Below are 22,555 nucleotides of genomic sequence, written 5' to 3' on the forward strand. Positions count from 1 at the left end.
GAGGTATCGCGGCAATGCAGGGACTACGTCAACAGCTTGAAGAAACTACTGCCTTCATCCGCAAGCACACCCAGATGCAACCGGAGGTGGGGATCATCCTTGGCACCGGGCTTGGGGCCCTTGCTGACGAAATAGAAAAGGAAGCCGTGCTTCCTTACGAGGAGATCCCCCACTTTGCCCGCTCCACGGTGGAATTCCACGCGGGCAAGCTACTCTTCGGTAAGCTGGGCGGCAAGAGGGTGATGGCCATGCAGGGCCGCTTCCACTACTACGAAGGGTACACGATGAAGCAGATCACCTATCCGGTGCGCCTCATGAAGCACCTTGGGGCACACACGCTGGTGGTCTCTTCAGCAAGCGGCTGCCTCAATCCGCTCTTCCGCCCTGGCCAGATCGTGATCATCACCGACCACATCAACCTCCTCGGGGATAACCCCCTCATCGGCGTCAACGATGACTCGCTGGGGCCGCGCTTTCCGGACATGTCCGAGCCCTACAGCCGGGCCCTCATCGCCTTGGCCGAGCAGGTGGCCATGGAGGAAAAGATCTGGGTGCAAAAGGGCGTATACGTGGCCATGACCGGTCCCTCGTTGGAGACGGCTGCCGAATACCGCTTCTTGCGTACCATCGGGGCAGACGTGGTGGGTATGTCCACCGTGCCAGAGGTGATAGTGGCCGTGCATGCGGGTATGCGGGTGCTGGGCCTGTCCGTCATCACCGACGCCTGCTTTGCCGACTGCCTGAAGCCGGCCGACATCAAGGAAATCTTGCATTTTGCAAAACAGGCCGAGCCCAGCCTGACGATTCTGATGCGCAAGGTCATCGAGAGAATGTGAATTGACGAGTGCCAACCACACTGAGTCGAAGTGAATGACTATGTATCGCGAGTTCTCGGGTCGGGTCGATTACCCTCAACTGGAAAGGGATGTGCTCAAGTTTTGGGAAGAGCAAAGAATCTTCCAGAAGAGCGTCGAGTCGCGGGACCCGGCCCACAAGTTCGTCTTTTATGAAGGTCCCCCTACCGCCAATGGGCGTCCTGGCATCCACCACGTCATCTCGCGCACGGTAAAGGATTTCGTCTGCCGCTGGCGGACCATGCAGGGCTATCGCGTGGAGCGGAAGGCGGGCTGGGATACGCACGGCTTGCCAGTGGAAATCGAGGTCGAAAAGAAGCTGGGCATCCAGCGCAAAGACCAGATCATCGCCTACGGCATCGAGCGCTTCAACGAGGAATGCCGCAAATCGGTCTTTGCCTACAAAGAAGACTGGGACGAAATGACTCGCCGCATCGGCTTCTGGGTCGACCTCGAGAACCCGTACATCACCTACACCAACGACTACATCGAGACGGTCTGGTGGATCTTGCACCAGTTTTGGAAGAAGGGCCTCCTCTACCAAGGGCACAAGATCCTCCCCTACTGTCCACGGTGCGAGACGCCGCTCTCCAGCCATGAGGTCTCGCAAGGGTATGAAGAGGTCGAGGATCCCTCCATCTACGTGAAGGTGCCGATTGTCGGCCAGGAAAACACCTTCTTCCTGGTGTGGACGACTACCCCATGGACCCTCCTCTCTAACGTCGCTCTGGCTCTGCATCCGGAGCTCTCCTACGTGAAGGTGTGGCACCAAGGAGCACACCTCGTGCTTGGCCTTGACCGCCTCTCGTGTCTCGACGGCGAGTACGAAATCGAAGAGAAGATGCGTGGGGAACAGTTGGCAGGCGTGAGCTACGAGCCGCTGTTCAGCTACCTCTCCCCGGAAAAGCGCGCCTATTACACCATTCTCGCCGACTTTGTGAGCACCGAGGAGGGAACGGGCATCGTCCACATTGCCCCGGCCTTCGGCGAGGAGGACTACCAGGTAGGCGAACAGTACGACCTGCCCATATTGCAGCCGGTGGACAGGAGCGGGTGCTTCACCGCGGAGATTCAGCCTTGGCAGGGCATGTTCGTCAAGGATGCCGACCCCCTCATTATCGACAACTTGCGCCAGCGGCAGCTCTTGTACAAGGCCGAGCGCATCAGACATAGCTACCCCTTCTGCTGGCGGTGTTCCTCGCCGCTGCTTTACTACGCGCGCAAGTCGTGGTACCTGCGCACCACCGCGTTCAGGGAAGCCTTGATCCGCAACAACCGGTCGATCAAGTGGTTCCCTCCTGAAGTGGGTGAGGGCCGCTTCGGCGAGTGGCTGGAAAACAACATCGATTGGGCCCTGTCACGGGACCGCTTCTGGGGCACACCGCTCAACATCTGGATCTGCGAAGGCTGCGGAGCCCAGGAGAGTGTCGGCAGCGTGGCCGAGCTCATGGAACGCGGCGGACTGCGAGAGGTCATCGACCTGCACCGCCCCTACATTGACCAAGTCAGCATTCCTTGCCCCTCTTGCGGCCAGTCCATGCGGCGCACCCCAGAGGTCCTCGACTGCTGGTTCGATTCCGGGGCAATGCCTTACGCCCAGTTCCACTACCCCTTTGAGAACGTGGCGGTTTTCGAGCAGAACTTCCCTGCTGACTTCATCGCCGAGGGCGTAGACCAGACCAGAGGGTGGTTCTACTCGCTGCTGGTGCTCAGCACTCTGCTCTTTGACAAGCCCGCCTACAAGAGCTGCGTATCCCTTGGGCTCATTCTGGACAAAGAAGGCCAGAAGATGTCCAAGAGCCGTGGCAATACGGTTGACCCGTTCGACCACCTGAACAAGGAGGGCGCCGATGCCTTGCGCTGGTACTTGCTCACGGCCAGCGCGCCATGGCTGCCGACCCGTTTTGATCCCGCCGGAGTCGTGGAAGCACAGAACAAGTTCTTAGACACGTTGGTCAACGTGTACAACTTTTTCGCCATGTACGCCAACGTTGATGGCTTTACCCTTAGCGGCGAACGTCTCCCGGTGGAAAAGCGCTCGCAGCTGGACCGCTGGCTGCTGTCGACGCTGCACAGCACCGTGCGCGTGGTCAACGACGATCTGGAGCACTATGAGCTGTCGCGAGCCGCGCGGCGCATCGGCGAATTCGTGATCGACGACCTATCCAACTGGTACGTACGACGCTCCCGCCGACGCTTTTGGAAGGCAGAAAACAACCAAGATAAGCTAGCCGCCTATCAAACGCTCTACGAGGCGCTCATCACCAGCGTGCGTCTGGCTGCGCCTTTCGTGCCTTTCATCACCGACGAGCTGTACCGCCGGCTGAAAGAGGGCAGTGGCGTCTCTTTGCCAGAAAGCGTCCACTTGGACGCCTATCCAAGGCCTGACCAACCTCCGTGCGACTTCTGCGATGAGCAGCTGGAAGAGCGCATGAACTTGGTGCGCCAGATTGTGCTCCTCGGGCGCGCGTTGCGCAACCAGGCCGGCGTGAAAGTGCGGCAACCTCTGGCCAGGCTGGTGGTGGTCGACCCTCACGACCGGCGGCGGGCCATGCTGGACGGCATGGAGAACCTGCTCTTGGAGGAGTTGAACATCAAACGGGTGGAGTTTGTGGCCGATTCTTCTGCCCTACACAGCCGTCGCGCCGAGCCGGTCTTCCGCGCTTTGGGGCCGAAATTTGGCAACAAGGTCAATGCGGTGGCCCAGGCCATCCGCTCGCTGGGTGAGGAGCAGATCAGCACACTGCTGGCGCGCGGGGTTCTGTCCCTGGCGGTGGACGGCATGGAAGTAACCGTCGCGCCCGAGGATGTGCAAGTGGTGATGCAACAGGCGCCGGGACTGGTAGTTGGCACCGAAGGCGAACTGACCGTCGCCTTGGATACCACTCTGAACGAGGACCTTGAATTGGAGGGCTTGGCGCGGGAGTTTGTCAACCGAGTTCAGAACACCCGTAAGGAGGCGCAGTTCGACGTTGTGGACCGCATCATCATCTCGTGTGACGCTCAGGGCAAGCTGGCCAAGGCCATTTCGCGCCTTTCCTCCTACATCCGCAACGAGACGCTGGCTAAAGAGATCGTCTTGCCGGAGGTCAGCGGCGAATACACGAAGAAATGGAACATTGGCGAGGACGTGGTTACCATCGGGGTAAGTCGCATCAGGGAACGGTAGCAAACGGTGGGGGTTCTGCACACACCACAACACCTGTGATGTGTACAGGTCGGAGGAGACAATGACCAAGAAGGAACTGGAGTATTTCAAGAAACTGATCCTGCAGAAGCGGGAGGAGCTCCTCAGGGAATTGGAGAGGCTGAAAGAGTCGGGGTTGAACTCGACGCTGAAAGAGGCTACCGGAGACCACTCCTCCTACTCCTTCCACATGGCCGACCAGGGCACCGATACCATGGAGCGGGAGAAGGCCTTCTTCCTTGCCTCACGGGAAGGGAATCTCCTCTACCACCTGGACAAGGCTCTGGAACGCATCGAGGACGGCACCTACGGAAAGTGCGTGCAGTGCGGCAAAGATATTGGTAAAGAGCGCCTCGAAGCGGTGCCCCACGTGCGCCTGTGCGTCGAGTGCAAGGCCAAGGAGGAGAAGCAGCGTCAATGACCCCAACTGAGGTACGATAGGTGATCGAACGGTTAAGAGTGCTCCGCTACGCCGCGCTCGTTCTGCTGGCCGATCAATTGACCAAAGTGCTGGCGCGCTATCTGCTGCCGCGCGACCACTCAGTACAAGTGGTGGGCGACTTGGTGCGCCTGACCTACGTGGAAAACCCAGGCATTGCCTTCGGCATCAGGGTGGGCCATGGACCGGTTTTCACCGTGCTGATCGCCGTGGCGAGCATCGCCGTGCTTGTCTACCTACTGCGCGCTCACGCGGTGAGCAACACCGAACGGGTCGCCTTGGCCATCACCTTTGGCGGGGCACTTGGCAACCTCACCGACAGAGTTCTCTTCGGCCGGGTTGTGGACTTTGTCGATGTGGATTTTCCGGATTTTCTGATGACCCGCTGGCCGGTCTTCAACCTCGCAGACGCCGCCGTCACCATTGGGGTCGTTATCCTCATCCTGATGATCTTGCTTGCCTCCGAGCATGGTGGCCACCGGCAGGCGAGCGAGCCACCCTCAACCTGAGCTTGTCCGCAAGTGGCACATGCCGCGCGAACATCACACTCTCGTGGTCCCGCAGGCGGATGAGCGCCGACGCTTAGACAACTTTCTTCGCCAGCATCTGCCCCACCTGACGCGCTCGCGCATTCAACGTCTGATCGATGACGGGCAGGTGCTTCTCAACGGCGCGCCCACCAAGCCTGGCCACCGCGTCCGGCCGGGTCAGGTGGTGGAGGTGACCGTCCCCGAACCCAAGAAGTTAGAGATCCTCCCCGAGCAAATCCCTTTAGACATCCTTTACGAGGACGAACATCTCCTGGTGCTGAACAAGCCGGCAGGCATGGTGGTCCACCCCGCCTTCGCCAACTATACGGGAACTTTGGTCAACGCCCTGTTGGCGCACTGCCAACAGCTTTCCGGGATTGGTGGCGTGCAGCGGCCAGGCATCGTCCACCGCCTGGACAGGGAGACATCGGGGGTCATGGTGGTAGCCAAGAGCGACGCGGCGCATGTGGCGCTGTCGCAGCAGTTTGCCGCACGCCAGGTGCGACGAGAGTACCGGGCAGTTGTCTGGGGACATTTCCGCTCGCCGACCGGCCGCGTGGAGACATTGCTAAGGCGCAGCCCCAAGAACCGCCTACGGATGACCGTCTCCAAACTCGGCAAGCTTGCCGTCACCAACTATGAGGTGCTGGAGGAATATCGCCTCCTCAGTCTGCTGCGCCTCAACCTGGGGACCGGCAGAACGCACCAGATTCGCGTGCACATGGCCTATATCGGCCATCCAGTCTTCGGCGATGCTACCTATGGCGGCAGAAGTAAGCGCTTGAGCGGCTTGAACCGCGAAAACCTCGCTTTCGCAGTGAAGCTCCTGAAGCAGTTCAACCGGCCCGCCCTCCACGCTCTCAGCCTTGGCTTCGTGCATCCGGTCCTGCGCCAGGAGATGTACTTTGAGGTCCCGCCCCCCGATGACTTTCAGCGCCTGCTTGCCGCGCTGAAAGAAGTCCCGACCAAATAGCCTTCGGAAAAAGCCCCCTACTGCATCGCGGTCCGAAGCAGGCGCACCACCTCGCCTTGCTCAGGAAAGCGACCGAGTTGCCTTTTTGAGAAAACCAGCTGGCCGTCCACTTCCACCTCGAACACGCCTCCGGTGGACTGGACGAGCTCTGCCTCTATGCCAAAATGCTGTGCTATTTCCTCCGCCAAACTGACGGCGCGCGCCCTGAAGCCTCACGTGGTGCAGTAGGTGATGCGAACGGTCACGGTTCTTCTCCGCAAGTTGTGGCGTTCTTGTCTTCTCCTGCAGGTCTCCTCTCCTGCTCCAGCAACAGATTGGCTGCCTCCTCCAGGTCATTGGCGACAAAGTCGGCAGTGACAGCGTACTCGCCGTCACGGCCGCCTGTGCCGGTGCGTACCAGAATGCTCCTGCATCCCGCGCGGCGAGCAGTCTCGATGTCGGCTGTGCGGTCGCCGATCACCACGCTGTGGCTCAGGTCCACATTGAGCTGCTCCTTGGCCAGGTGGAGAAGAGCCGTGCCTGGCTTGCGACAATCGCACTGCTCGGCCAGGCCATGAGGACAGAAGTAGACCTTGTCAACGCGCACCCCATGGGCATGGAGCAGCTTGAGCATGGCGCTGTTGACCCGGTAAAAGTCCTCAAGCGTGAAGTACCCGAGGCCGATTCCCCCCTGATTGGTCAGCACCACAAGCCGATAGCCCATGTCCTGGAGGCGCTTCAGACCTGCGGCTGCCCCGGGGAGCAATCGCACCTTGTCGGGCTCGTGCAGAAAGGGCACATCCTCCAAGATGGTGCCGTCGCGGTCGACGAACGCGGCTGGCGCCTGCTTCGGAGGCGGCCGGCGGATATACACGGCGCCTTCTCGTTCCACTGGCGCAGCCTGAGGCGCATTTGCTGCAGCCGCCCGCGCAATGATTTCCGTGCTCGACAGAGGGGTGGCCACCGGGATCAGGAGCACCCGCCCCCCGTAGCGTTCCACCACCTCGCTGGAGGTCAATTCCGTTGGCCGATAATCGCCTGCCTTGATGTACAGGTCCGGCCGCAAGAGCTCGATGTTCACCTTGTTGCGTCGTTCCGAGAAGATGAAGACCAGATCCACGCATTCCAGTGCAGCCACCACCTCCGCCCGCTGTTCGGCGGGGATAATGGGCCGCTGGGGCCCTTTGTATGCCCGCACGGACGCGTCGGAGTTCACCCCCACCACGAGCAGGTCGCAGGCCTGGCGCGCCTTTTCCAGGTAGTCCACATGGCCGGCGTGGAGGAGGTCGAAGGCCCCAGAGGTGAAGCCAACCCTCTTGCCTTCCGCGCGTGCGCGTGCGCACAGAGCGGCAACTTCCTCCCGGGGCTTGATCTTTTCACTGCGCGGACGCATGGGGCTCTCGGGCGCGCTACTTCCTGCTCCCCACCTGACTTGCAAATCGCACCAAGAGGGTCTTGATCTCGAAGGGAGCAAGCTTGGTGCTTACCGTGCGATCCGCAGCAGGCACCGCGGCGCCGATTTCCTCCAGAAGGTTCGTCTCAAATGCCTCGGCTACCCTCTCTTGGAATCGGACCTGCACCGGAGTTTCCCTGCCGAAGACCTCAAAGAGGCGGACAACGGTCCCCTGACCCCTCTCCGCTCGCTTGACTGCGGAAAGGATCACACCCCCACCGGCGTCGAGGTGTGCGAAAGAACCCTCTTTGCCAAGCCGGCCTGCGTGAGGCTGTGTGAGCACGACATGCAGAGGGTAGTTCAGCTCGTAGGCGCGTCGGTGTGTCTCCGCCTCCTGCCAACTCCCAGCATGAGGGAGAAGGCTATAGCTGAATTCGTGCTCACCCATGTCCGCGTTGGGGTCGGGGTTCTTCGGAGAGCGGAGCAAAGTGATGCGCATGACGTTCCCGCGGATGTCGTGACCATACTTGCAGTCGTTGAGTAGACTCACCCCATAGAGCCCCGATTCGTCCGTCAGGTCGACCCACTTTTGCGCGGGGACCTCGAACATCGCCTTTTCAGCAGACGTGACCGGCACGGTGGTGCGCTGGATCCAGCCGTAAGGGATCTCATACGTGGCAACACGGCCCTGAACAGCCACCGGGAAAGCGGCCTTGGCGAGCACGTGCGCCTCATGCCAATCCGCCCGCGTAGTAATATCGATGCGCGGCAGGCGGCGGTAGAGGCTGATGTCTTGCACAAAGCGCGAGCCTCTGAACGGACGAACCACGCGCAGCGTGGCCCGCAGCGGGCCCTGGGAAATGACCTCAAGCTCCACAGGCCGGTCCGCGCGCCACTCCTTGCCCGTGTAGCCGATGTTCCATGCATCGTACTCCGAGGGCAGATCTTCGAAGAACTGGAGCTGGTTGCCAGGCCCGGCCAGCACCTCGCGGCCGCTTGTTCGGTCAACTACTGAGGCGATGTTGCCGGTCTCTGCATCGAGCTTCACTTCCCAGGCTCGATTCTGCAGAACCCAGGGGAGCGTCTGAGGGGCATCTGCCCAGGCGCGTCGGACTGCCGGCCGCAGCCAGAAGACCTTGTAGCCCAGAGCCGGCACGCCGCTGACTTCGAACAGCAGCCCATCCATGTGGGGTTGTGTGGCATGGAGCACGCCCTTAGCATCCACCACTTCCCAGCTTTGCTCCAAGAGCTGTCCGGGTAGTCTCACCCAGGCCACGTCATTTCTCTCCCATGACAGCGGGTTGAAAACCACCAGGGGGATGCCCTTTCCGCGCGTGTCGATTTCGGCGCCGAGGGCCTGCAGCGCCCTCTCCAGCGCCGCACCGGCAAGGGCCTGGCAGGAGTCGTAGAGCGCGTGCGCATCTTTGTAAACCTCAGGAATGCTTGACCCTGGCAGGATGTCGTGGAACTGATTGAACAGCGTGCCCTGCCACGCTTGGCGCAGCTCCTGCTCCGGGTAGGGAATCGGGGCAAAGGAGGCGAACTTTTCTGCCGTCTCCAAGAGCACCTCCATCTGCCGATTTCTCTTTTTGATGGCGCCCTGGGTGGTGTAGGTGCCACGGTGCGTCTGGAGGTAGAGTTCGCTGCGCACGATGGGCAGGTCCGGCTTGGTCTCCGCCGCGCCGAAGAACGCTTCCGCAGAGGACTTGATCACCGTGGGATAGAGGCGCGTGTCGGCCATGTGGTCGAAGCGGGCGAGCATCTCTTTGGTGGGGCCGCCGCCGTGGTCGCCGACGCCATAGAGAACGAGCGCGTGGTTCACGCCCGTAGCCTGACGAAAGTCGAGGAGGGTGCGCAGGGTCCGCACCTCCTCCAACTCCTCGACGTAGCTGAGCGGCACCACTGTCAGGATGCGCGAGCCATCCGGTGACTCCCACCAGAAGAGTTGATGCTCAGGCGGAGTCGTGTCGTTCCACCACAGCTTGCTGGTGACGAAGTAGTCGATGCCGCTCTTCTTGTAGATTTGCGGCAAGGTCCACGCATAGCCGAAAGTGTCGGGTGTCCAGCCGACCCGCGGATCCACTCCCAACTTCTCTCGCAGATACTGTTTGCCAAGGAGGATCTGCCGCACGAGCGCCTCACCTGCAGGGAGGTTGCAGTCGGGTTCCACCCACATTCCGCCGACCACCAGCCATTGCCCCCGCCGCACCATCTCTTTGATGCCGGCGAGTATTTGCGGGTGAAACCGTTCCATCCACTGGTACGCCTGGGCCTGGCTCTGCGCATAGGTGAAGGTCGAGTCGGTCCTCATGAACTCCAGGGCCTGGCGGAAGGTCTGTTCGCAGACCTGCACCGTCTCCTGCCACCGCCACAGCCAGGCCATGTCGATGTGCGCGTTGCCGACGACGTGGATGGTGTCTTGCTTCATCGCCTGCCGCAGCGGCTCCGATTTCTCCATAAAGTCCTGCACCGCTGCCCGCCAACCGCCGGCATCGGCAGCTTGGAATGCGTCCACCAGACGCCTCCACAACTCGGCCTGGCCAAAGTCGGTCCCCGGAGCGTACAGCTCGCCGAAACGCAGGTCGTCGAGCAAAGCAGCGTAGTCCAGGGCAGTGAAATCGATGAAAACGCGCGGGGCTTGCTTGGCCTGGGCCAGGTCGATGGCAAGGCGCACCTCCTTGGCCGAGTCAAGTCTGGGAAGGGCGAATCGGGCCTCTGGCGGTCGCACCTGCGCCTGCCACAGCCCTTGCCGACGCGGGAAAGAAACCAGAGCCTGGTCATCGCAGCGAGCCGTCACCGCCTCCTGCGGGGCTGCCACCCTCAGGCAGAGGTCGTGGACAGCCAGCTCCTTCGGCAACCGCAGCCGTGCCTTGCCGTGCGTGCCGGACGGGGCTTGCGCGAACGAAAACAGCTCGGTGACTTCCACCCCTGCGAGCACAGGGGAAAGTGCATCTTGGCCAGTGAGCGAGAGCTCGCTCCTGGCCTTGCCCGTGCCCCAATCGAGCTTGGCCGTGAGGGCATGTCCCGCACTAGCAGCGCGCAGCACTTCCCGCAGCGGGACCGCCCATGAAATGGTGAACGGATCTCCGCGTAGCCCTTCGGTTCGCCGCGTCGGATACAGCTTGTCTGGGACCTGCAGCTCGCAGCGCAAGGCCGCCACTGGCGTCGTCCCATGGGGGCGAACTTGCGCCCGCACCGTGGTGATCAGCGAACCCGTCGTGGTCAATTGCGCATGGGGCGCCAGGGACAAGCGGGCCAAGTCGTACCGACTCGGCACGACGGCAGGCCGGTAGTCGGCAGGCAGTTCCGCCGCGTAACGTAGACCCTCAATTGCCTCGCCGTGCGGGCCGGTCACGCGCAGAGACAGGGCAAAGCCGCCGAGGTTGTTAAACACCTTGAACAGCACCTTATTCCACCCAGTGCCCAGCAGTTCGCGCACGGTGTCCTGGTCTGCGCGCCAGCCGCGAAGCACCAGATGCTCATGCACAACGTTGCCGTTGACCCTCACCGTGACCCCGTCGTCGCTGCCCACCAAGAGAGTGGCCTCGACCGGGCGAGGCACAAAGACGTAGACGTGGGCGTAGACCACCGAGCGCTCCGGCGGGGTTACCCCCAGGCGGATGAAGTTCAAGCGGCCCAATGCGTCCGTCTGAGCGAGGAACCAACTCTTCTCGCCTGCAACCTGGCCGAGTCGCGGCACGACATCCACCTCGCCTCCGAGATGGTCAGTGCCCAGCGGCTCGTGCTCCGGATCCACGCCAAAGGCCCCGACTACCAACCACTCGCGGACAAAAGTATCTTGCGCGGGAGCGGCTGCAGCAGTCACCGAAACGGCAATCGCCAGACCAAGGGTAAGCAAGCGCTTTTGCATTGCGGCACCCTCCGCACATTATCGTCAATGGCCAAGAACGAAAAAGGAGGTGCGGCACCCGGCCACATCCTCCTTGTGGGCGATACTGGACTTGAACCAGTGACCTCTGGTATGTGAGACCAGCGCTCTGACCAGCTGAGCTAATCGCCCATCACCGTCACAATAATAGCAAAACAGCAGGTGAAAATCAAGGGAAAAGATTTGCTCATGTGCGACTGCCCCCGGCCCACCGGCACATTGGCGGGTGTTTTTGCTAAACCGTCAAGGGGACGTGGAGAAAGCGAACTGGCCGGCATAACTCGGGATCGCACAACCGTTCGGCAGCCTCTTGCCAAAAAGGAGAGCACCTTCGCGAGGGACACAGAGCTGGGTTGCAGGTCCGCACAAAACTCTGAGGCTCTCCGCAGGTGCCAACGTACCCAAATCCCTCACAGATGAGTTGCGCGCTGCAGCTCGGCGGTTGCCTCTGCATGGGAATCGGAGCTCGGCAGCCCGCCAGGCACCAACGTCCTGGGGCGCGCAAGAAAATCGGGCCGAATTCTCTTGACGAGGGATGGAGACTCTTGGGTTCACAGAAGACCTCCACTGAAAAGATGTCCGGGTCTCTTCTCCAGGGACTTTGCCTTAGATCAATTCGACAGGCCGCTGGAGGGACCGGCCGCATCCCGCGCGTACCCATTGGGTTGGCGGCACGAAGCCCCAACCTTTGCTCCTCTTTTCCTTCGCTCGTCTTCGAGCGTGAGCCGGGCTTTCACGTCCCGCCTTGATGCCCAAAGGTATTCCAGCTTCTGCCGCCAGCCGCTATCCCCAGCCACAGGGTGACCCCGCTGGGACCGCCGGGGTTGAAAGCCAAAAGGGTGAGCTAAGCCAACTTACCATGTTGTGGACCCAGGGAACGCCACACACCTATGAGGCGTGGCAACCTGACCTCTCGGAGGTCGGTGCAGAGTTTGGAAAGCCACACAGTCCTTGGGCACACCCCGGCGTGTCCAAGGAATGGGCACTTTGTCCTTGCAAAAGTGGGGGAATTCTCCTATATTCGCCACGACCCACAGTCGGCTAAATCATGCAAGCTACAGTGCTGGCCACGGAGCAGGGCTGCGAGACGCAGCACTGGGTCGGCAAGGGAGAACGGTGCCAAAGGCGAGGTGCGACGCAGGCGGTGAGACGCACACGATGGAGCGCAAGTCTGAGGGGGGCAATCGTCATGCTCGCGCTGGTAGCGGTGCAGTGCAAGAACCCTTTTGCCACCCGGGAGGCAGAGCCACCCACCGGGGGACGGACCCCCTGGATCCCACCCACTTCACCCACCCTGGTGCTGGCCAATCTGCGCAACGCCATTGCCGGCAAGAGCGTCGATAACTACCTGCGCTGCCTCAGCGATGGATCGTCCGGCCGCCGCCCATTCGTCTTCATCCCCGACCTTGGTGTTGCGTCGCTGAATCCCGGCTTTTTCGACCGCTGGGGCATCCTCAGCGAGGAGAACTATCTTCGGCAGCTCTTTGCAGTGGTACCTCAGGACTCGTCACATAAGCTGGAGCTTGAGCTGGTCTCGGAGAACTCTTTTCCCGACTCGGCCATGGTGGTAGAAAACTATGTGCTGACCATGCATCACACCCTGAGGGACCCTTCATATCCACGCCAGGCGCAGGGCCAGGCCGAATTCCGTCTCCTGCTGGACCAGCAGAGTGGCTACTGGTACATTTGGCGCTGGCAGGACAGCGGTACAGGCCAGGCCCCTGCGTGGAGCACCTTCAAGGCGGTTTTTGGAAAGTGAGGCGGGGCTCAGCGAGCGAAACGCATGCGCAGACGACGCACATACCGCAGGCCACGCCCTCGGCGAAGAAAGATCGGCTATCTGCTGCTCATCGGTGCGCTGGTCCTGGTGGTCCTCATCGTGAGCGGCAGGCACCGGCGCCCCGGGGCGCATTCGCAGCGCAAGACGCCCTCAGTGGCTGAGCTCCGCTCGGCGGTGCTGCACGAGGCGGCCAGGCACGGCATCGGAGACCAGCACATTACATCGGAGGGGCAGTGGCTCGTCCTCTCTGTTCCGGGGGAAAAGTCCGTCCCAGCCCTGGCCGCGGACATAGCCCGGACCGCGCAGGCCATGGGTGCGACCGTGGAGCATTCTGAGCAAACGCCAGCTGGGGGTTCTGCGCGGCTCGTTCTGCGCCTGAAAGGGCAGGTGGCATTGCGTCTCCGCATCCAAAAGGCGTCGGCTGCTGACCAGGAGGGGCCGCTTATCGCCCTGGTCATCGATGACTTTGGCTACTCGGCGGGGGAATTGGCGAAGGAGCTTCTTAGCCTGCCCTATGCTCTGACCGTGTCCGTGATCCCTGGTCTACCCTTTTCCGCGCACGTGGCCGAACTGGCCGCGGCAGCAGGCAAAGAGGTGATGGTGCACATGCCCATGGAGGCCTTGCACGAAGCAGTAGAAGACCGCGGCTACACGCTGTTTGTCCATCTCAGCGACGAGGAGATCCGCCAGCGAGTGGATAGTGCCATTGCCACTGTGCCGCATGCCGCTGGCCTCAACAATCACCAGGGCTCTCGGGCCACTGCTGACGAGAGGGTGATGACCATCGTGATGCAAGAACTGAAAGAGCGTGGTCTGTACTTTGTGGACAGCCGCACGAACAGCATGAGCATCGCCCACGAGGTTGCCTCCCGCATGCAGGTGCCCTGCACTGTCAATGCCACGTTCCTGGACGTCGAAGCAGACACGGCCAAGGTGCGGCAACAGCTTTGGCGCCTTGCCCATGTGGCAAAGCGGCAGGGGCGCGCACTGGGCATCGGCCACCTGCGTCGGACAACCCTGGAGGCGCTTCGCCAGGAGGTCCCGAAGCTCCAGCAGCAAGGCTACCAGTTTGTGACCGTGTCAAGACTTCTTCGCGTATCCCCGCCCATCGCTTGGCATTCCGCCAGAGAAACCGATCTGAGAAGGTTGGCACAGAGGGGCAGAGTTTGGAGGACTGCACATGCTTAGACTCGGGGTGAACATCGATTTAGTGGCAGTGATCCGTGCGGATCGGCGCGGCAAGGAGCCCAACCCTGTGGCCGCCGCGCTGCAAGCGGAGGTCGGCGGCGCCGACGGCATCGTGGCTACCCTGCGCGAAGACCGGCGCTACTTGACTGAGCGGGACATGGCTTTGCTCAAAGAGACGGTGACTACCCACCTCAACCTGCGCGTGGCCGCGCAAGAAGAGATGGCCAAGAGGGCAGTGGCCATCCTGCCCGACATGGTGACCCTGATCCCTCCCTTAGCGCAGGGCGTAGTGCCAAGCACGGGACTGGACGTGGCTGCGGGTCCGGAGGCATTGGAGGACCTCGTGGCCACCTTGCGCTCCAGCAACATCGTGGTGGCGGTGCGCATCGAGCCGGATTTGCGGCAGGTGAAAGCTGCCGCCCACGTCGGCGTCGACTACGTGGAACTGAACACGACACCGTTGGCCATGGCGCAGGATTTGGACGCCCAGACCGAACAATTGGAGAAACTGCGGGCGGCAGCGTTGGCAGCGAGCAAGCTGGGACTAGGGATCAGTGCTGCCGGAGGGTTGAACTTCCAGAACGTACGCGAGGTGGCAAAGATTCCCCAGATCGAAGAAGTCAACATCGGCCATGCGCTCGTCTGTCGTGCCCTCCTGGTGGGACTGGCCCAGGCGGTGCGCGACATGACGACCCTTCTTCGAGAGTGCAGCCCCCCGGCGAGTGACTAAGCAGAACCAAAAGAGGAGTGCCGAATCGTGGAGAGCGCTGACAGGTTGCGAGAGCTATTCCCTGAGCTAGGTATGATTGACGATGAGGGCCTGCGCGAGAAGACGCTGGCAGTCATGGTCGACGCCTTAGCGCGCGGCGGCTGGTCGACCGAGGACCTTGCCACCATGCCCTTCACGCTCCTCATCCCTAACTGCAAGGTGAGTTACTTGACCCACGTGCGGGCAGTCACCCAAATCGCCATCAGAGCCGCCCAGGCGTTGTCTGAGCACTATGCGGGTCACCTCTCCCTGAACAAGGATGTGCTGGTGGCCGGCGCGTTGCTGCACGATGTGGGCAAGCTCCTGGAGTTTCGGCGCGATGCCACTGGGTTCGCCAAGAGTACCGGCGGTAAACTCCTGCGCCACCCGTTCAGTGGCGCTGGCTTGGCGGTGGCCCACGGCCTGCCCGACGAAGTGGTGCACGTCATCGCCGTGCACGCCAAAGAAGGGGACGGCGGCTACCGCAGCCCAGAGGCAGTCATCGTGCATCACGCCGACTTTATCACCTTTGAACCGTTGCGCGGTTGAGCGATCAAGCACAGGGAGTGCGCATGGAACAACTATTCGAGCCATTCAAAATCAAGGTTGTCGAACCCATCAAGCGCACCACGCGTGAGGAACGCGACCGCTTGCTGCGCGATGCGGGGCTGAATGTGTTCAACCTGCCCGCCGAAAGCATCCTCATTGACCTGCTCACCGATAGCGGCACCTCGGCGATGAGCGACAACCAGTGGGCCGGGATGATGTTGGGCGATGAGTCCTACGCCGGCAGCCGCAACTACTTTCACCTGGAAGAGACCGTGCGTAGGATCTTCGGCTTCAAGCACATCATCCCTACGCACCAAGGACGCTCTGCCGAGAATCTCCTCTTCTCGGTGACGGTGACCAAGGGCAAAGTAGTTCCCAACAACAATCACTTCGACACGACGCGCGCCAACGTCCTCCATAACGGTGGCGTGCCCTTGGACCTGGTAATTGACGAGGGGCGCGACCCCCATCTTGACCATCCCTTCAAGGGGAACATGGACCTGGTCAAGTTGCAGGGGGCAATTGACACGTACGGCCCGGAGAACATCCCCCTGTGCATGATCACTGTGACCAACAACAGCGGGGGCGGTCAGCCAGTGTCCATGGAGAACATTCGCAAGACCAAGGAGCTGCTCAGCAGGTACGGCATTCCGCTCTTTTTCGATGCCTGTCGGTTCGCCGAGAACTGCTACTTCATCAAGGAGCGGGAGGAGGCGTACCGGCACACCCCAGTCATCGATATCGCCCGCGAGATGTTTTCCTACGGCGACGGCTGCACCATGAGCGCCAAGAAGGATGGTCTGGTCAACATCGGCGGCTTCCTGTGCATGAATGATGACAAGCTGTGCGAGAAGGTATCCAACCTGCTCATCCTGGTGGAGGGCTTTACGACCTACGGAGGCCTGGCAGGCAGAGATCTGGAGGCGATCGCGCGGGGCCTGGAGGAGGTGCTGAACGAGGACTATCTCCGCTTCCGCATCGGGCAGGTGCGCTATTTGGGGGACCTGTTGGACCAGGCGGGGGTGCCGATCCTTAAGCCAGTGGGTGGCCATGCCGTATACCTGAACGCCCGCGAGTTTCTGCCGCACATCCCACAGGCTCAGTTCCCCGGCCAGGCGCTGGTGGTGGCTCTTTACCGAGAGTTCGGCATTCGCGCCGTGGAAATCGGCAGTCTGATGTTTGCGGAGAAGGACCCGGCCACCGGCGAGGTTCGCTATCCGGCCTTGGAACTGGTGAGGCTGGCCATACCCAGGAGGGTCTACACCACCACGCACATGAACTATGTCGCCGATGCGGTCATTCGCCTTTACCAGATGCGCGATACCATCAAGGGGCTGCGGCTGGTCTACGAGGCGCCGCTGCTGCGCCACTTTACGGCACGGCTCGAGGAGGTGGCGTGATTCGCGCGGTGCTGTTCGACTTCGACGGGGTGATTGGCGACACCATGTCGTGGCACTTGGCCGCGTGGAAAGAAGTGTTGGGCTCGGTGGGCATCGAGCTGAAACCGGAGATGGTGCTGAAGAACGAGGGGCGGCCGGCGGCAGAAATCGCCATGATCATTGCCAGCACCGTGGGCGTGCCTCTCTCGCCGGAAAAGGCAGAGGAGGTGGCACGCCGCAAGAACGAGCGTTTCCGGGTCATTCATCGGGCCTCGGCAGCGCCGGGCGCTCTTGAGTTGGTCACGGAGCTCAAGCGTCGGGGCGTGAAGGTAGCGCTGGTGACCGGCACGGAACGCGCCAACGTGACGGCCGTGCTGCCCGCTGAGCTGGTGCACATGTTCGATGTCATCATCGCCGCAGGAGACGCGGCGCGCGGTAAACCCTACCCCGACCCCTATTTGCTTGCGGCGCAGAGGATGGGTGTGCCGCCAAGCAAGTGTCTGGTGGTGGAGAATGCCCCCTCCGGCATTCAGGCAGCGCGGGCGGCTGGCATGGCGTGCGTGGCTTTGCGCACCACCCTCGATGACGAGTACTTGGCGGACGCCGACCTGGTCCTTGCTGACCTGCGCGCCCTTCACGCGCACCTGGACGCATTGAAGGTCGGAAAGCGGTCGCGCAGAAAAATGGCTTGATTTTTCTTAGCTGTTTGGCTACATTTGCGTGCGCACAACAGAGAATCTGGAGGTCGCCTCGAGTCGATTCTTGCTAGGGATTTGTCCGATTGCTGCATGCTTCATGGTCTGAGAACGCGTTCGATTTCCTAGCGGCTCGGAGGGCGACGTTGCCTTTTGGCTTGTGGACCGGGTGCCGACCGAGCAGACATCCGGTCTTTTTGTATGAGGGTGGATAATGCGTTTCGCCTGCGGGCTCATTGTGGCCCTGTGCACATGGCTGGCGTGCAGCTCAGAGCCGCCCAACCGCTGGGAGGCCGATGCACCGCGCATCGTGGAGATCAGGGTGCCGGCGGTGCTCAATCGCTCGCAAACGTACCTTCTCCAGGCCGTGGTCGCCGACCCGCAGGGAGCATCTGACGTACGCTTTGTGCTCATAACACGCTACGCACAGGGGAGCGCCGTCGCCACCGACACCTTGTGGGACGATGGCGCGTTCCTGCACTCAGACGATGGGGACGACATTGCCAAGGACGGCATCTTTTCGCAGCGGGTCAGTTGGACCTCAGCACAGAGCGGCGCGGAGAGCCTTTCCCTGGAATTCCGCGCCGTGGACCAGGCGGGCCACTGGTCGGACACGGTAGTCAAGACTGTGCTGCTGCGCCCCAACGCGCCGCCACAGATTCTCCACCTGAGCGTACCGGACACGCTGCCCAGCGGCTTTGCGGGGAGCTACCTGTTCTGTGCCGATGTATTCGATTCGCAAGGCGTGGCTGACGTCAGCATGGTCAGTTTTCGCGCCTTACAAGGAGGAGCCTGGGCCTTCGAGGGTCTGCTGGTGGATGATGGCACTCAAGGAGATGAAGTCGCTGGCGACGCGCGCTTTTCCATGCGCGTGGAGGCAGCCTTTGCCGCCGGCAAGAAGGGGGAGTACCAGCTTATCTTCGTCGCAGCAGATTTGGGGGGAGCGCACAGCCCTGAGGTGCAGGCGCAGCTCTTCATCGGCAACGGACCGCCGCTGCTGAGCCAATTGAGCCTGCCAGACTCCGTGAGCAAGCCGGCGAGCGGCGCCATCTTCGTGCCAATTACCGTGGCGGTGAGCGACCCCCAGTCGCTGGCCGACATCAAGCGCGTCGGCTTCACTTCGCAGAAGCCAGATCTGTCCTATGCCAACGGCGGGCAACCGATCCCGATGGTGGACAACGGCCTGCCGTTTGACCCGCTGGTGAATCAGGCCTACGGTGACCAGGTGGCTGGCGACGGAGTGTTTACTTTCACGCTGGTGGTGTATGCCGATCAGGAGGCGAGCAAGTGGGACCCGCGGGGCACTCCGATCCAGCAGGGGTGGTACACCTTTACCTTCCAGGCGGAGGACAAAGTTGGAAACACCAGTGATGCTATTGCCCGCCGTTTCAAGATCAAGTAGCCGCGTGCGTAGAATGTGGCGCTCGGCCCTCGTCGCAGGGCTCCTCGTCGCCATTGTCCCTGTTGCCAGCAGTGCGCAAGTGCTGGGCAAGTCAGGCTATCACTTCGACCAGCCTGCGCCGGTGCCGCGGCTGGCAGGCAACGCGGTCACAGACATTTTGCTCGCGGGGGGAAAGATATGGGCAGGCACCGGTGGCGGGCTCAGCGTGAGCGAGGACGGAGGCAGGAGTTGGCGTTCCTATTCCCGCGCCCACGGCCTCGGCAAAGGAGGCGTCTCGGCACTGGCAATACGCGGGGATACCATCTGGACAGCCACTGCCTTCGACACGCTCATCACCAACATCGGCTACCTGCCGGCAGGCGGCGGGCTCTCCTACAGCATCGACGGAGGAGCCACCTGGCAGTGGATCCCCCAGCCTGGTCCGACCCCTGTGCAAAACGTCACCTACGACATCGCTCTCACCGGCGAGGCGGTCTGGATCACCAGCTGGGGAGGCGGGCTGCGACGGTCGCTAGACATGGGTCAGACCTGGGAGGTGGTGACGCCCGATACCTTTCTTTTCGACCCCTACGGCAATCTCAACCACCGCGCCTTCGCGGTGATCGCCGTCGAGGACACGCTCTGGGTCGGCACTGCTAAAGGCATCAACAAGTCCATTGACGGCGGCCGCACATGGCTGAACATGAACCACCAGAATCAGCCGCAGCCTATTTCGGGCAACTTCGTGGTGGCTCTTGCCCATCAGCGCTATGAGGGCAAGTCCCTCTTGTGGGCGGCGACCATTGAGGCGGAGGATCCGGATGAGTTCCGTGCGGTCTCCGTGTCCGACGACGGCGGCAAGAGCTGGCGCACGGTACTGCGCGGCGAGTTTGTGCATAACTTCGGCTTTGACCCGGTCGCTGGCACCGTCTATGCGGTCTCCGACAACGGCCTTTGGAAGTCCGTGGCGCCCGATTCCTTTCTTGTCTTTCCGCCCATCGTCGATGCCAATACGGGGGAGCGCGTCTACACCACGCAATTCTATTGCGCGGCCTTGGGCCAGGACGGTTACCTCTGGGTGGGCACGGCCGACGGGCTGGCCAGAACCAACAACAACGGCTTCACCTGGCAGGTGTTTCGGGCCTATGTGCCCACCGGTACCGCAGGAGCGCCGCGCACCTACGCTTACCCGAACCCGTTTTCGCCGATGCGCCACAACCAGCTGGGCGCGGATGGCTATGTGCGCTTCCAATACAACACGACCAAGCCCACGCGGGTCACCATCCGCATCTACGATTTCGCTATGGATCTTGTGGCCACGGTGGTCGAGGGCAAAGCAAGGCCGGTTGGGGATTTCAGCGAGGCGTGGAACGGTCGCAATGACGGTGGCGACCTCGTGGCCAATGGGGTTTACTTCTACCGCCTGGACATCGAGGGCGAAGGCACGTTCTGGGGCAAGGTGATGATTCTGAATTGACTGGAGGAGCGATGAGGAGGCGGCTGTTAAGCGGGGTGATGGGCGTCGGCTGGTTGTTGCTGGGCTCCGTGGCCTTGGCAGGGGAGGGCATCGGCGGCTACGCGGGGGCGTTTCTTCGCATGGGGGTGACTCCCCGAGCTCAGGCAATGGGGGACGCCTTCGTGGCAGTGCCCGAGGGGCCATGCATTGGCCTGTACAACCCAGCAGGGGTAGCGCTGCTCAGCGGGCCACAGCTGACTGCGAGTGCGGGCGCCTTGGCCTTGGATCGTTCCCTCTACGTGCTTGGTTTCGCGTTGCCCATTCACCCCAAGGGCATTGGCGCCATGGATGGTGGCCTCGGGCTGACGTGGGTCCACGGTGCAGTGCATGACATCGACGGCCGCGACGCGGACGGCGTGCACATTGGAACATTCTCCAATGCAGAGAACGCTTTCGTCTTCACCTTTGCGGTGCGGCCCCATCGTGCGGTAGCGGTGGGCATGACCGGAATGATCCTCTACAACCGCCTGCCTGGCGTGACTCGCGACAACGGAACTCTGACCAGCTCAGGGGTTGGCGTGCACCTGGGTGTGGCTGCCATGCCTGTGACCGGACTGGTGGTGGGGGCGGCAGTGCACAACATCAATGCCAAGTACACGTGGAACACCGAGAGCGTCTACGAGCGCGGCACCAGTGTGGTGGACCGCTTCCCGCTCGCGTTGCGCGCCGGGGCTTCCTATCGCCCGGCCTGGGGTTGGCTGCTGGCCAGCGCGGAGCTGGAACAGAGCGACAAGCAGGGCACATTGTACCGTCTTGGCGTAGAAGCCACCATCAGCCGGCAGTTAGCGCTGCGCGCCGGGGTGGACAACGGTCGACTGCGCTGCGGCCTTGGTTTCAGCTTTCCGGTGTTCGGTCGGGCCGTGGCGTTGGACTATGCCTTCCTGCCTACCGTCGAGGGTCTTGCCGCCGACCACATGTTCGCCTGGGTCTTCCACTTCTAACCGCAGGAGCGGCTCATGCATCGTTGGCTCTCTCTGGGGATATTGCTATTAGCAGGAACCGCATGGGCAGGGCAGTCCGGCCGAACTGGATTTGCTCTCCTCAGGATGAACTCGGGCGCCAGGACGGCCGCCCTGGCAGGGGCAGGAACTGCCTCCGCGGTCGACGCGAGCGCTGCCCTCGCCAACCCGGCCGGTCTGCCCGCCTTGCGCGGCAGCGAGGTGTATCTCGCGCACGAGGAGTGGCTGCAAGGCATCGACCACGACCTCCTGGCAGTGGCAATTGTCGGCAGGAACAGCGCCTGGGCGTTGAGCCTGGCCCATCTAGCGGTGGGGGACATCGAGCTGCGCACTATGCCCTCCACTGAGCCGCTGGCTTCGGTTTCGGCACATGAGGTGGTTCTCGGCCTAAGCCATGCACGCCAGGTGCACGAGCGGCTGCGCCTCGGCATTACGGCGAAGTACTTGTATGACAAAATCTACCTCGACACTGCGGGAGGCCTGGCCGTGGATGTCGGTGCTTTGTACGAGACCGGCTGGTACGGCTTAACGTGCGGCGCAGCTGTGCGCAACCTAGGCGCCACCGGACGCCTGCGCGACGAGCGCGTAGCCTTGCCGTACCAGGTGCAAGCAGGACTCTCTAGGCAGGTGGATCTTCCGGCCCTGCAGAGCAAGTTGCTCGTGGTGGCGGACGTCCTTTTCGAGCGAGGGGAGAGCGCAAAGCTATTGTTGGCGATGGAAGGCCTGTTGCGCGACATCGTGGCGGTGCGCCTGGGCTATGCAGCAGGCTACGACTCGCGAGGGCTCTCGTTCGGCATCGGCCTTGCCAGTGGCCGCTACCGCTTGGATTATGCCTACACACCCTTCGAAAATGATCTGGGCAATGCGCAGCAAGTTTCTCTTTCTATTGGTCTGAGCAAACGGTAACTTCGCAGGAGGTGAGAGATGGCAAAATATCGCATCGCGTGGCTACCGGGTGATGGCATCGGCAAGGATGTGATGGAGGCGGCGCGTATCGTCCTCGACAGGCTCGAGTTCGATGCCGAATATGTGCCCGGGGACATCGGCTGGGAGTTCTGGTGCAAGGAAGGCAACCCACTCCCGGATCGCACCATCAAGCTCCTGAAGGAGACCGAT

General features: G+C 61.9%; 19 protein-coding genes, 1 tRNA gene and 1 pseudogene. 16 read left to right on the forward strand and 5 right to left on the reverse strand.

The genetic code is table 11. The features are described from left to right. Positions 1 to 14: 14 nt before the first annotated feature. The 5 genes from H5U38_07280 (at position 15) to H5U38_07300 (ending at position 5,983) form a co-directional block, all read left to right on the forward strand. The gene (locus tag H5U38_07280; GenBank protein MBC7186819.1) at positions 15 to 836 is read left to right on the forward strand and encodes a purine-nucleoside phosphorylase; all 822 of its coding nucleotides are present in this window, start codon (positions 15 to 17) and stop codon (positions 834 to 836) included. Positions 837 to 876: 40 nt separating this feature from the next. Further along, positions 877 to 4,023 (forward strand): isoleucine--tRNA ligase, encoded by a 3,147-nt coding sequence (locus tag H5U38_07285; protein MBC7186820.1) that lies wholly within the window; start codon positions 877 to 879, stop codon positions 4,021 to 4,023. A 61-nt stretch (positions 4,024 to 4,084) separates the two neighbouring features. Continuing rightward, positions 4,085 to 4,462, forward strand: coding sequence for a TraR/DksA C4-type zinc finger protein (locus H5U38_07290; GenBank protein MBC7186821.1), 378 nt, complete (start codon positions 4,085 to 4,087; stop codon positions 4,460 to 4,462). A 20-nt stretch (positions 4,463 to 4,482) separates the two neighbouring features. Next, complete coding sequence (gene lspA, locus H5U38_07295) at positions 4,483 to 4,989, forward strand: signal peptidase II (protein MBC7186822.1); 507 nt, start codon at positions 4,483 to 4,485, stop codon at positions 4,987 to 4,989. 19 nt (positions 4,990 to 5,008) lie between these two features. Beyond that, complete coding sequence (locus H5U38_07300; GenBank protein ID MBC7186823.1) at positions 5,009 to 5,983, forward strand: RluA family pseudouridine synthase; 975 nt, start codon at positions 5,009 to 5,011, stop codon at positions 5,981 to 5,983. A 17-nt stretch (positions 5,984 to 6,000) separates the two neighbouring features. Here the strand turns inward: H5U38_07300 and H5U38_07305 are convergent, their stop codons facing one another. From H5U38_07305 to H5U38_07325, 5 genes and pseudogenes are all read right to left on the reverse strand, one after another. Further along, the gene (locus tag H5U38_07305) at positions 6,001 to 6,171 is read right to left on the reverse strand and encodes a SelT/SelW/SelH family protein (protein MBC7186824.1); all 171 of its coding nucleotides are present in this window, start codon (positions 6,169 to 6,171) and stop codon (positions 6,001 to 6,003) included. 53 nt (positions 6,172 to 6,224) lie between these two features. Further along, entirely contained in the window at positions 6,225 to 6,830 is a 606-nt protein-coding gene (locus tag H5U38_07310; GenBank protein MBC7186825.1) for an HAD family hydrolase, read from the reverse strand. 57 nt (positions 6,831 to 6,887) lie between these two features. Continuing rightward, positions 6,888 to 7,355: pseudogene (locus H5U38_07315) on the reverse strand (adenylyltransferase/cytidyltransferase family protein). Between the two features lie 16 nt (positions 7,356 to 7,371). Further along, positions 7,372 to 11,226, reverse strand: coding sequence for an alpha-mannosidase (locus H5U38_07320; GenBank protein ID MBC7186826.1), 3,855 nt, complete (start codon positions 11,224 to 11,226; stop codon positions 7,372 to 7,374). Between the two features lie 76 nt (positions 11,227 to 11,302). Then, a tRNA-Val gene (locus tag H5U38_07325) sits at positions 11,303 to 11,376 on the reverse strand. Between the two features lie 1,057 nt (positions 11,377 to 12,433). Here H5U38_07325 and H5U38_07330 point away from each other — a divergent pair. The 11 genes from H5U38_07330 to H5U38_07380 all read left to right on the forward strand — a co-directional run. Beyond that, positions 12,434 to 13,003 carry a hypothetical protein gene (locus H5U38_07330; GenBank protein ID MBC7186827.1) on the forward strand — a complete coding sequence of 190 codons (570 nt, stop codon included), beginning with the start codon at positions 12,434 to 12,436 and terminating at the stop codon, positions 13,001 to 13,003. A 24-nt stretch (positions 13,004 to 13,027) separates the two neighbouring features. After that, positions 13,028 to 14,212, forward strand: coding sequence for a divergent polysaccharide deacetylase family protein (locus H5U38_07335; GenBank protein ID MBC7186828.1), 1,185 nt, complete (start codon positions 13,028 to 13,030; stop codon positions 14,210 to 14,212). Next, a complete protein-coding gene (locus H5U38_07340; GenBank protein ID MBC7186829.1) occupies positions 14,205 to 14,942 on the forward strand; it encodes a pyridoxine 5'-phosphate synthase in 738 nt (245 codons plus the stop codon). Before H5U38_07335 ends, H5U38_07340 begins: the two co-directional genes overlap by 8 nt. 72 nt (positions 14,943 to 15,014) lie before the next feature. Further along, positions 15,015 to 15,509, forward strand: a complete 495-nt coding sequence (locus H5U38_07345) for an HD domain-containing protein (GenBank protein MBC7186830.1) — start codon at positions 15,015 to 15,017, stop codon at positions 15,507 to 15,509. A 23-nt stretch (positions 15,510 to 15,532) separates the two neighbouring features. After that, positions 15,533 to 16,909, forward strand: a complete 1,377-nt coding sequence (locus tag H5U38_07350; protein ID MBC7186831.1) for a tryptophanase — start codon at positions 15,533 to 15,535, stop codon at positions 16,907 to 16,909. Next, positions 16,906 to 17,580: an HAD family phosphatase gene (locus H5U38_07355; GenBank protein ID MBC7186832.1), complete on the forward strand. Its 675-nt coding sequence runs from the start codon at positions 16,906 to 16,908 to the stop codon at positions 17,578 to 17,580. Before H5U38_07350 ends, H5U38_07355 begins: the two co-directional genes overlap by 4 nt. A gap of 217 nt (positions 17,581 to 17,797) precedes the next feature. Beyond that, entirely contained in the window at positions 17,798 to 18,985 is a 1,188-nt protein-coding gene (locus H5U38_07360) for a hypothetical protein (protein MBC7186833.1), read from the forward strand. Positions 18,986 to 18,989: 4 nt separating this feature from the next. Further along, positions 18,990 to 20,441: a hypothetical protein gene (locus H5U38_07365; protein MBC7186834.1), complete on the forward strand. Its 1,452-nt coding sequence runs from the start codon at positions 18,990 to 18,992 to the stop codon at positions 20,439 to 20,441. A gap of 11 nt (positions 20,442 to 20,452) precedes the next feature. Further along, entirely contained in the window at positions 20,453 to 21,421 is a 969-nt protein-coding gene (locus tag H5U38_07370; protein ID MBC7186835.1) for a hypothetical protein, read from the forward strand. A gap of 15 nt (positions 21,422 to 21,436) precedes the next feature. Next, complete coding sequence (locus tag H5U38_07375; protein MBC7186836.1) at positions 21,437 to 22,345, forward strand: PorV/PorQ family protein; 909 nt, start codon at positions 21,437 to 21,439, stop codon at positions 22,343 to 22,345. Between the two features lie 18 nt (positions 22,346 to 22,363). Further along, positions 22,364 to 22,555 (forward strand): isocitrate/isopropylmalate dehydrogenase family protein (locus H5U38_07380; GenBank protein ID MBC7186837.1); only part of this gene is annotated, 192 nt, incomplete at its 3' end.

The organism is Calditrichota bacterium (assembly GCA_014359355.1).
Lineage (GTDB): Bacteria > Zhuqueibacterota > Zhuqueibacteria > JANLFK01 > Oleimicrobiaceae > Oleimicrobium.

Coding starts and splice junctions, on each gene's coding strand:
- H5U38_07370 (MBC7186835.1), top strand. CDS start 20,453: ATGAGGAGGCGGCTGTTAAGCGGGGTGATGGGCGTCGGCTGGTTGTTG.
- H5U38_07280 (MBC7186819.1), top strand. CDS start 15: ATGCAGGGACTACGTCAACAGCTTGAAGAAACTACTGCCTTCATCCGC.
- H5U38_07330 (MBC7186827.1), top strand. CDS start 12,434: ATGCTCGCGCTGGTAGCGGTGCAGTGCAAGAACCCTTTTGCCACCCGG.
- H5U38_07345 (MBC7186830.1), top strand. CDS start 15,015: ATGATTGACGATGAGGGCCTGCGCGAGAAGACGCTGGCAGTCATGGTC.
- H5U38_07290 (MBC7186821.1), top strand. CDS start 4,085: ATGACCAAGAAGGAACTGGAGTATTTCAAGAAACTGATCCTGCAGAAG.
- H5U38_07340 (MBC7186829.1), top strand. CDS start 14,205: ATGCTTAGACTCGGGGTGAACATCGATTTAGTGGCAGTGATCCGTGCG.
- H5U38_07375 (MBC7186836.1), top strand. CDS start 21,437: ATGCATCGTTGGCTCTCTCTGGGGATATTGCTATTAGCAGGAACCGCA.
- H5U38_07335 (MBC7186828.1), top strand. CDS start 13,028: ATGCGCAGACGACGCACATACCGCAGGCCACGCCCTCGGCGAAGAAAG.
- H5U38_07350 (MBC7186831.1), top strand. CDS start 15,533: ATGGAACAACTATTCGAGCCATTCAAAATCAAGGTTGTCGAACCCATC.
- H5U38_07320 (MBC7186826.1), bottom strand. CDS start 11,226: ATGCAAAAGCGCTTGCTTACCCTTGGTCTGGCGATTGCCGTTTCGGTG.
- H5U38_07360 (MBC7186833.1), top strand. CDS start 17,798: ATGCGTTTCGCCTGCGGGCTCATTGTGGCCCTGTGCACATGGCTGGCG.
- H5U38_07300 (MBC7186823.1), top strand. CDS start 5,009: ATGCCGCGCGAACATCACACTCTCGTGGTCCCGCAGGCGGATGAGCGC.
- H5U38_07285 (MBC7186820.1), top strand. CDS start 877: ATGTATCGCGAGTTCTCGGGTCGGGTCGATTACCCTCAACTGGAAAGG.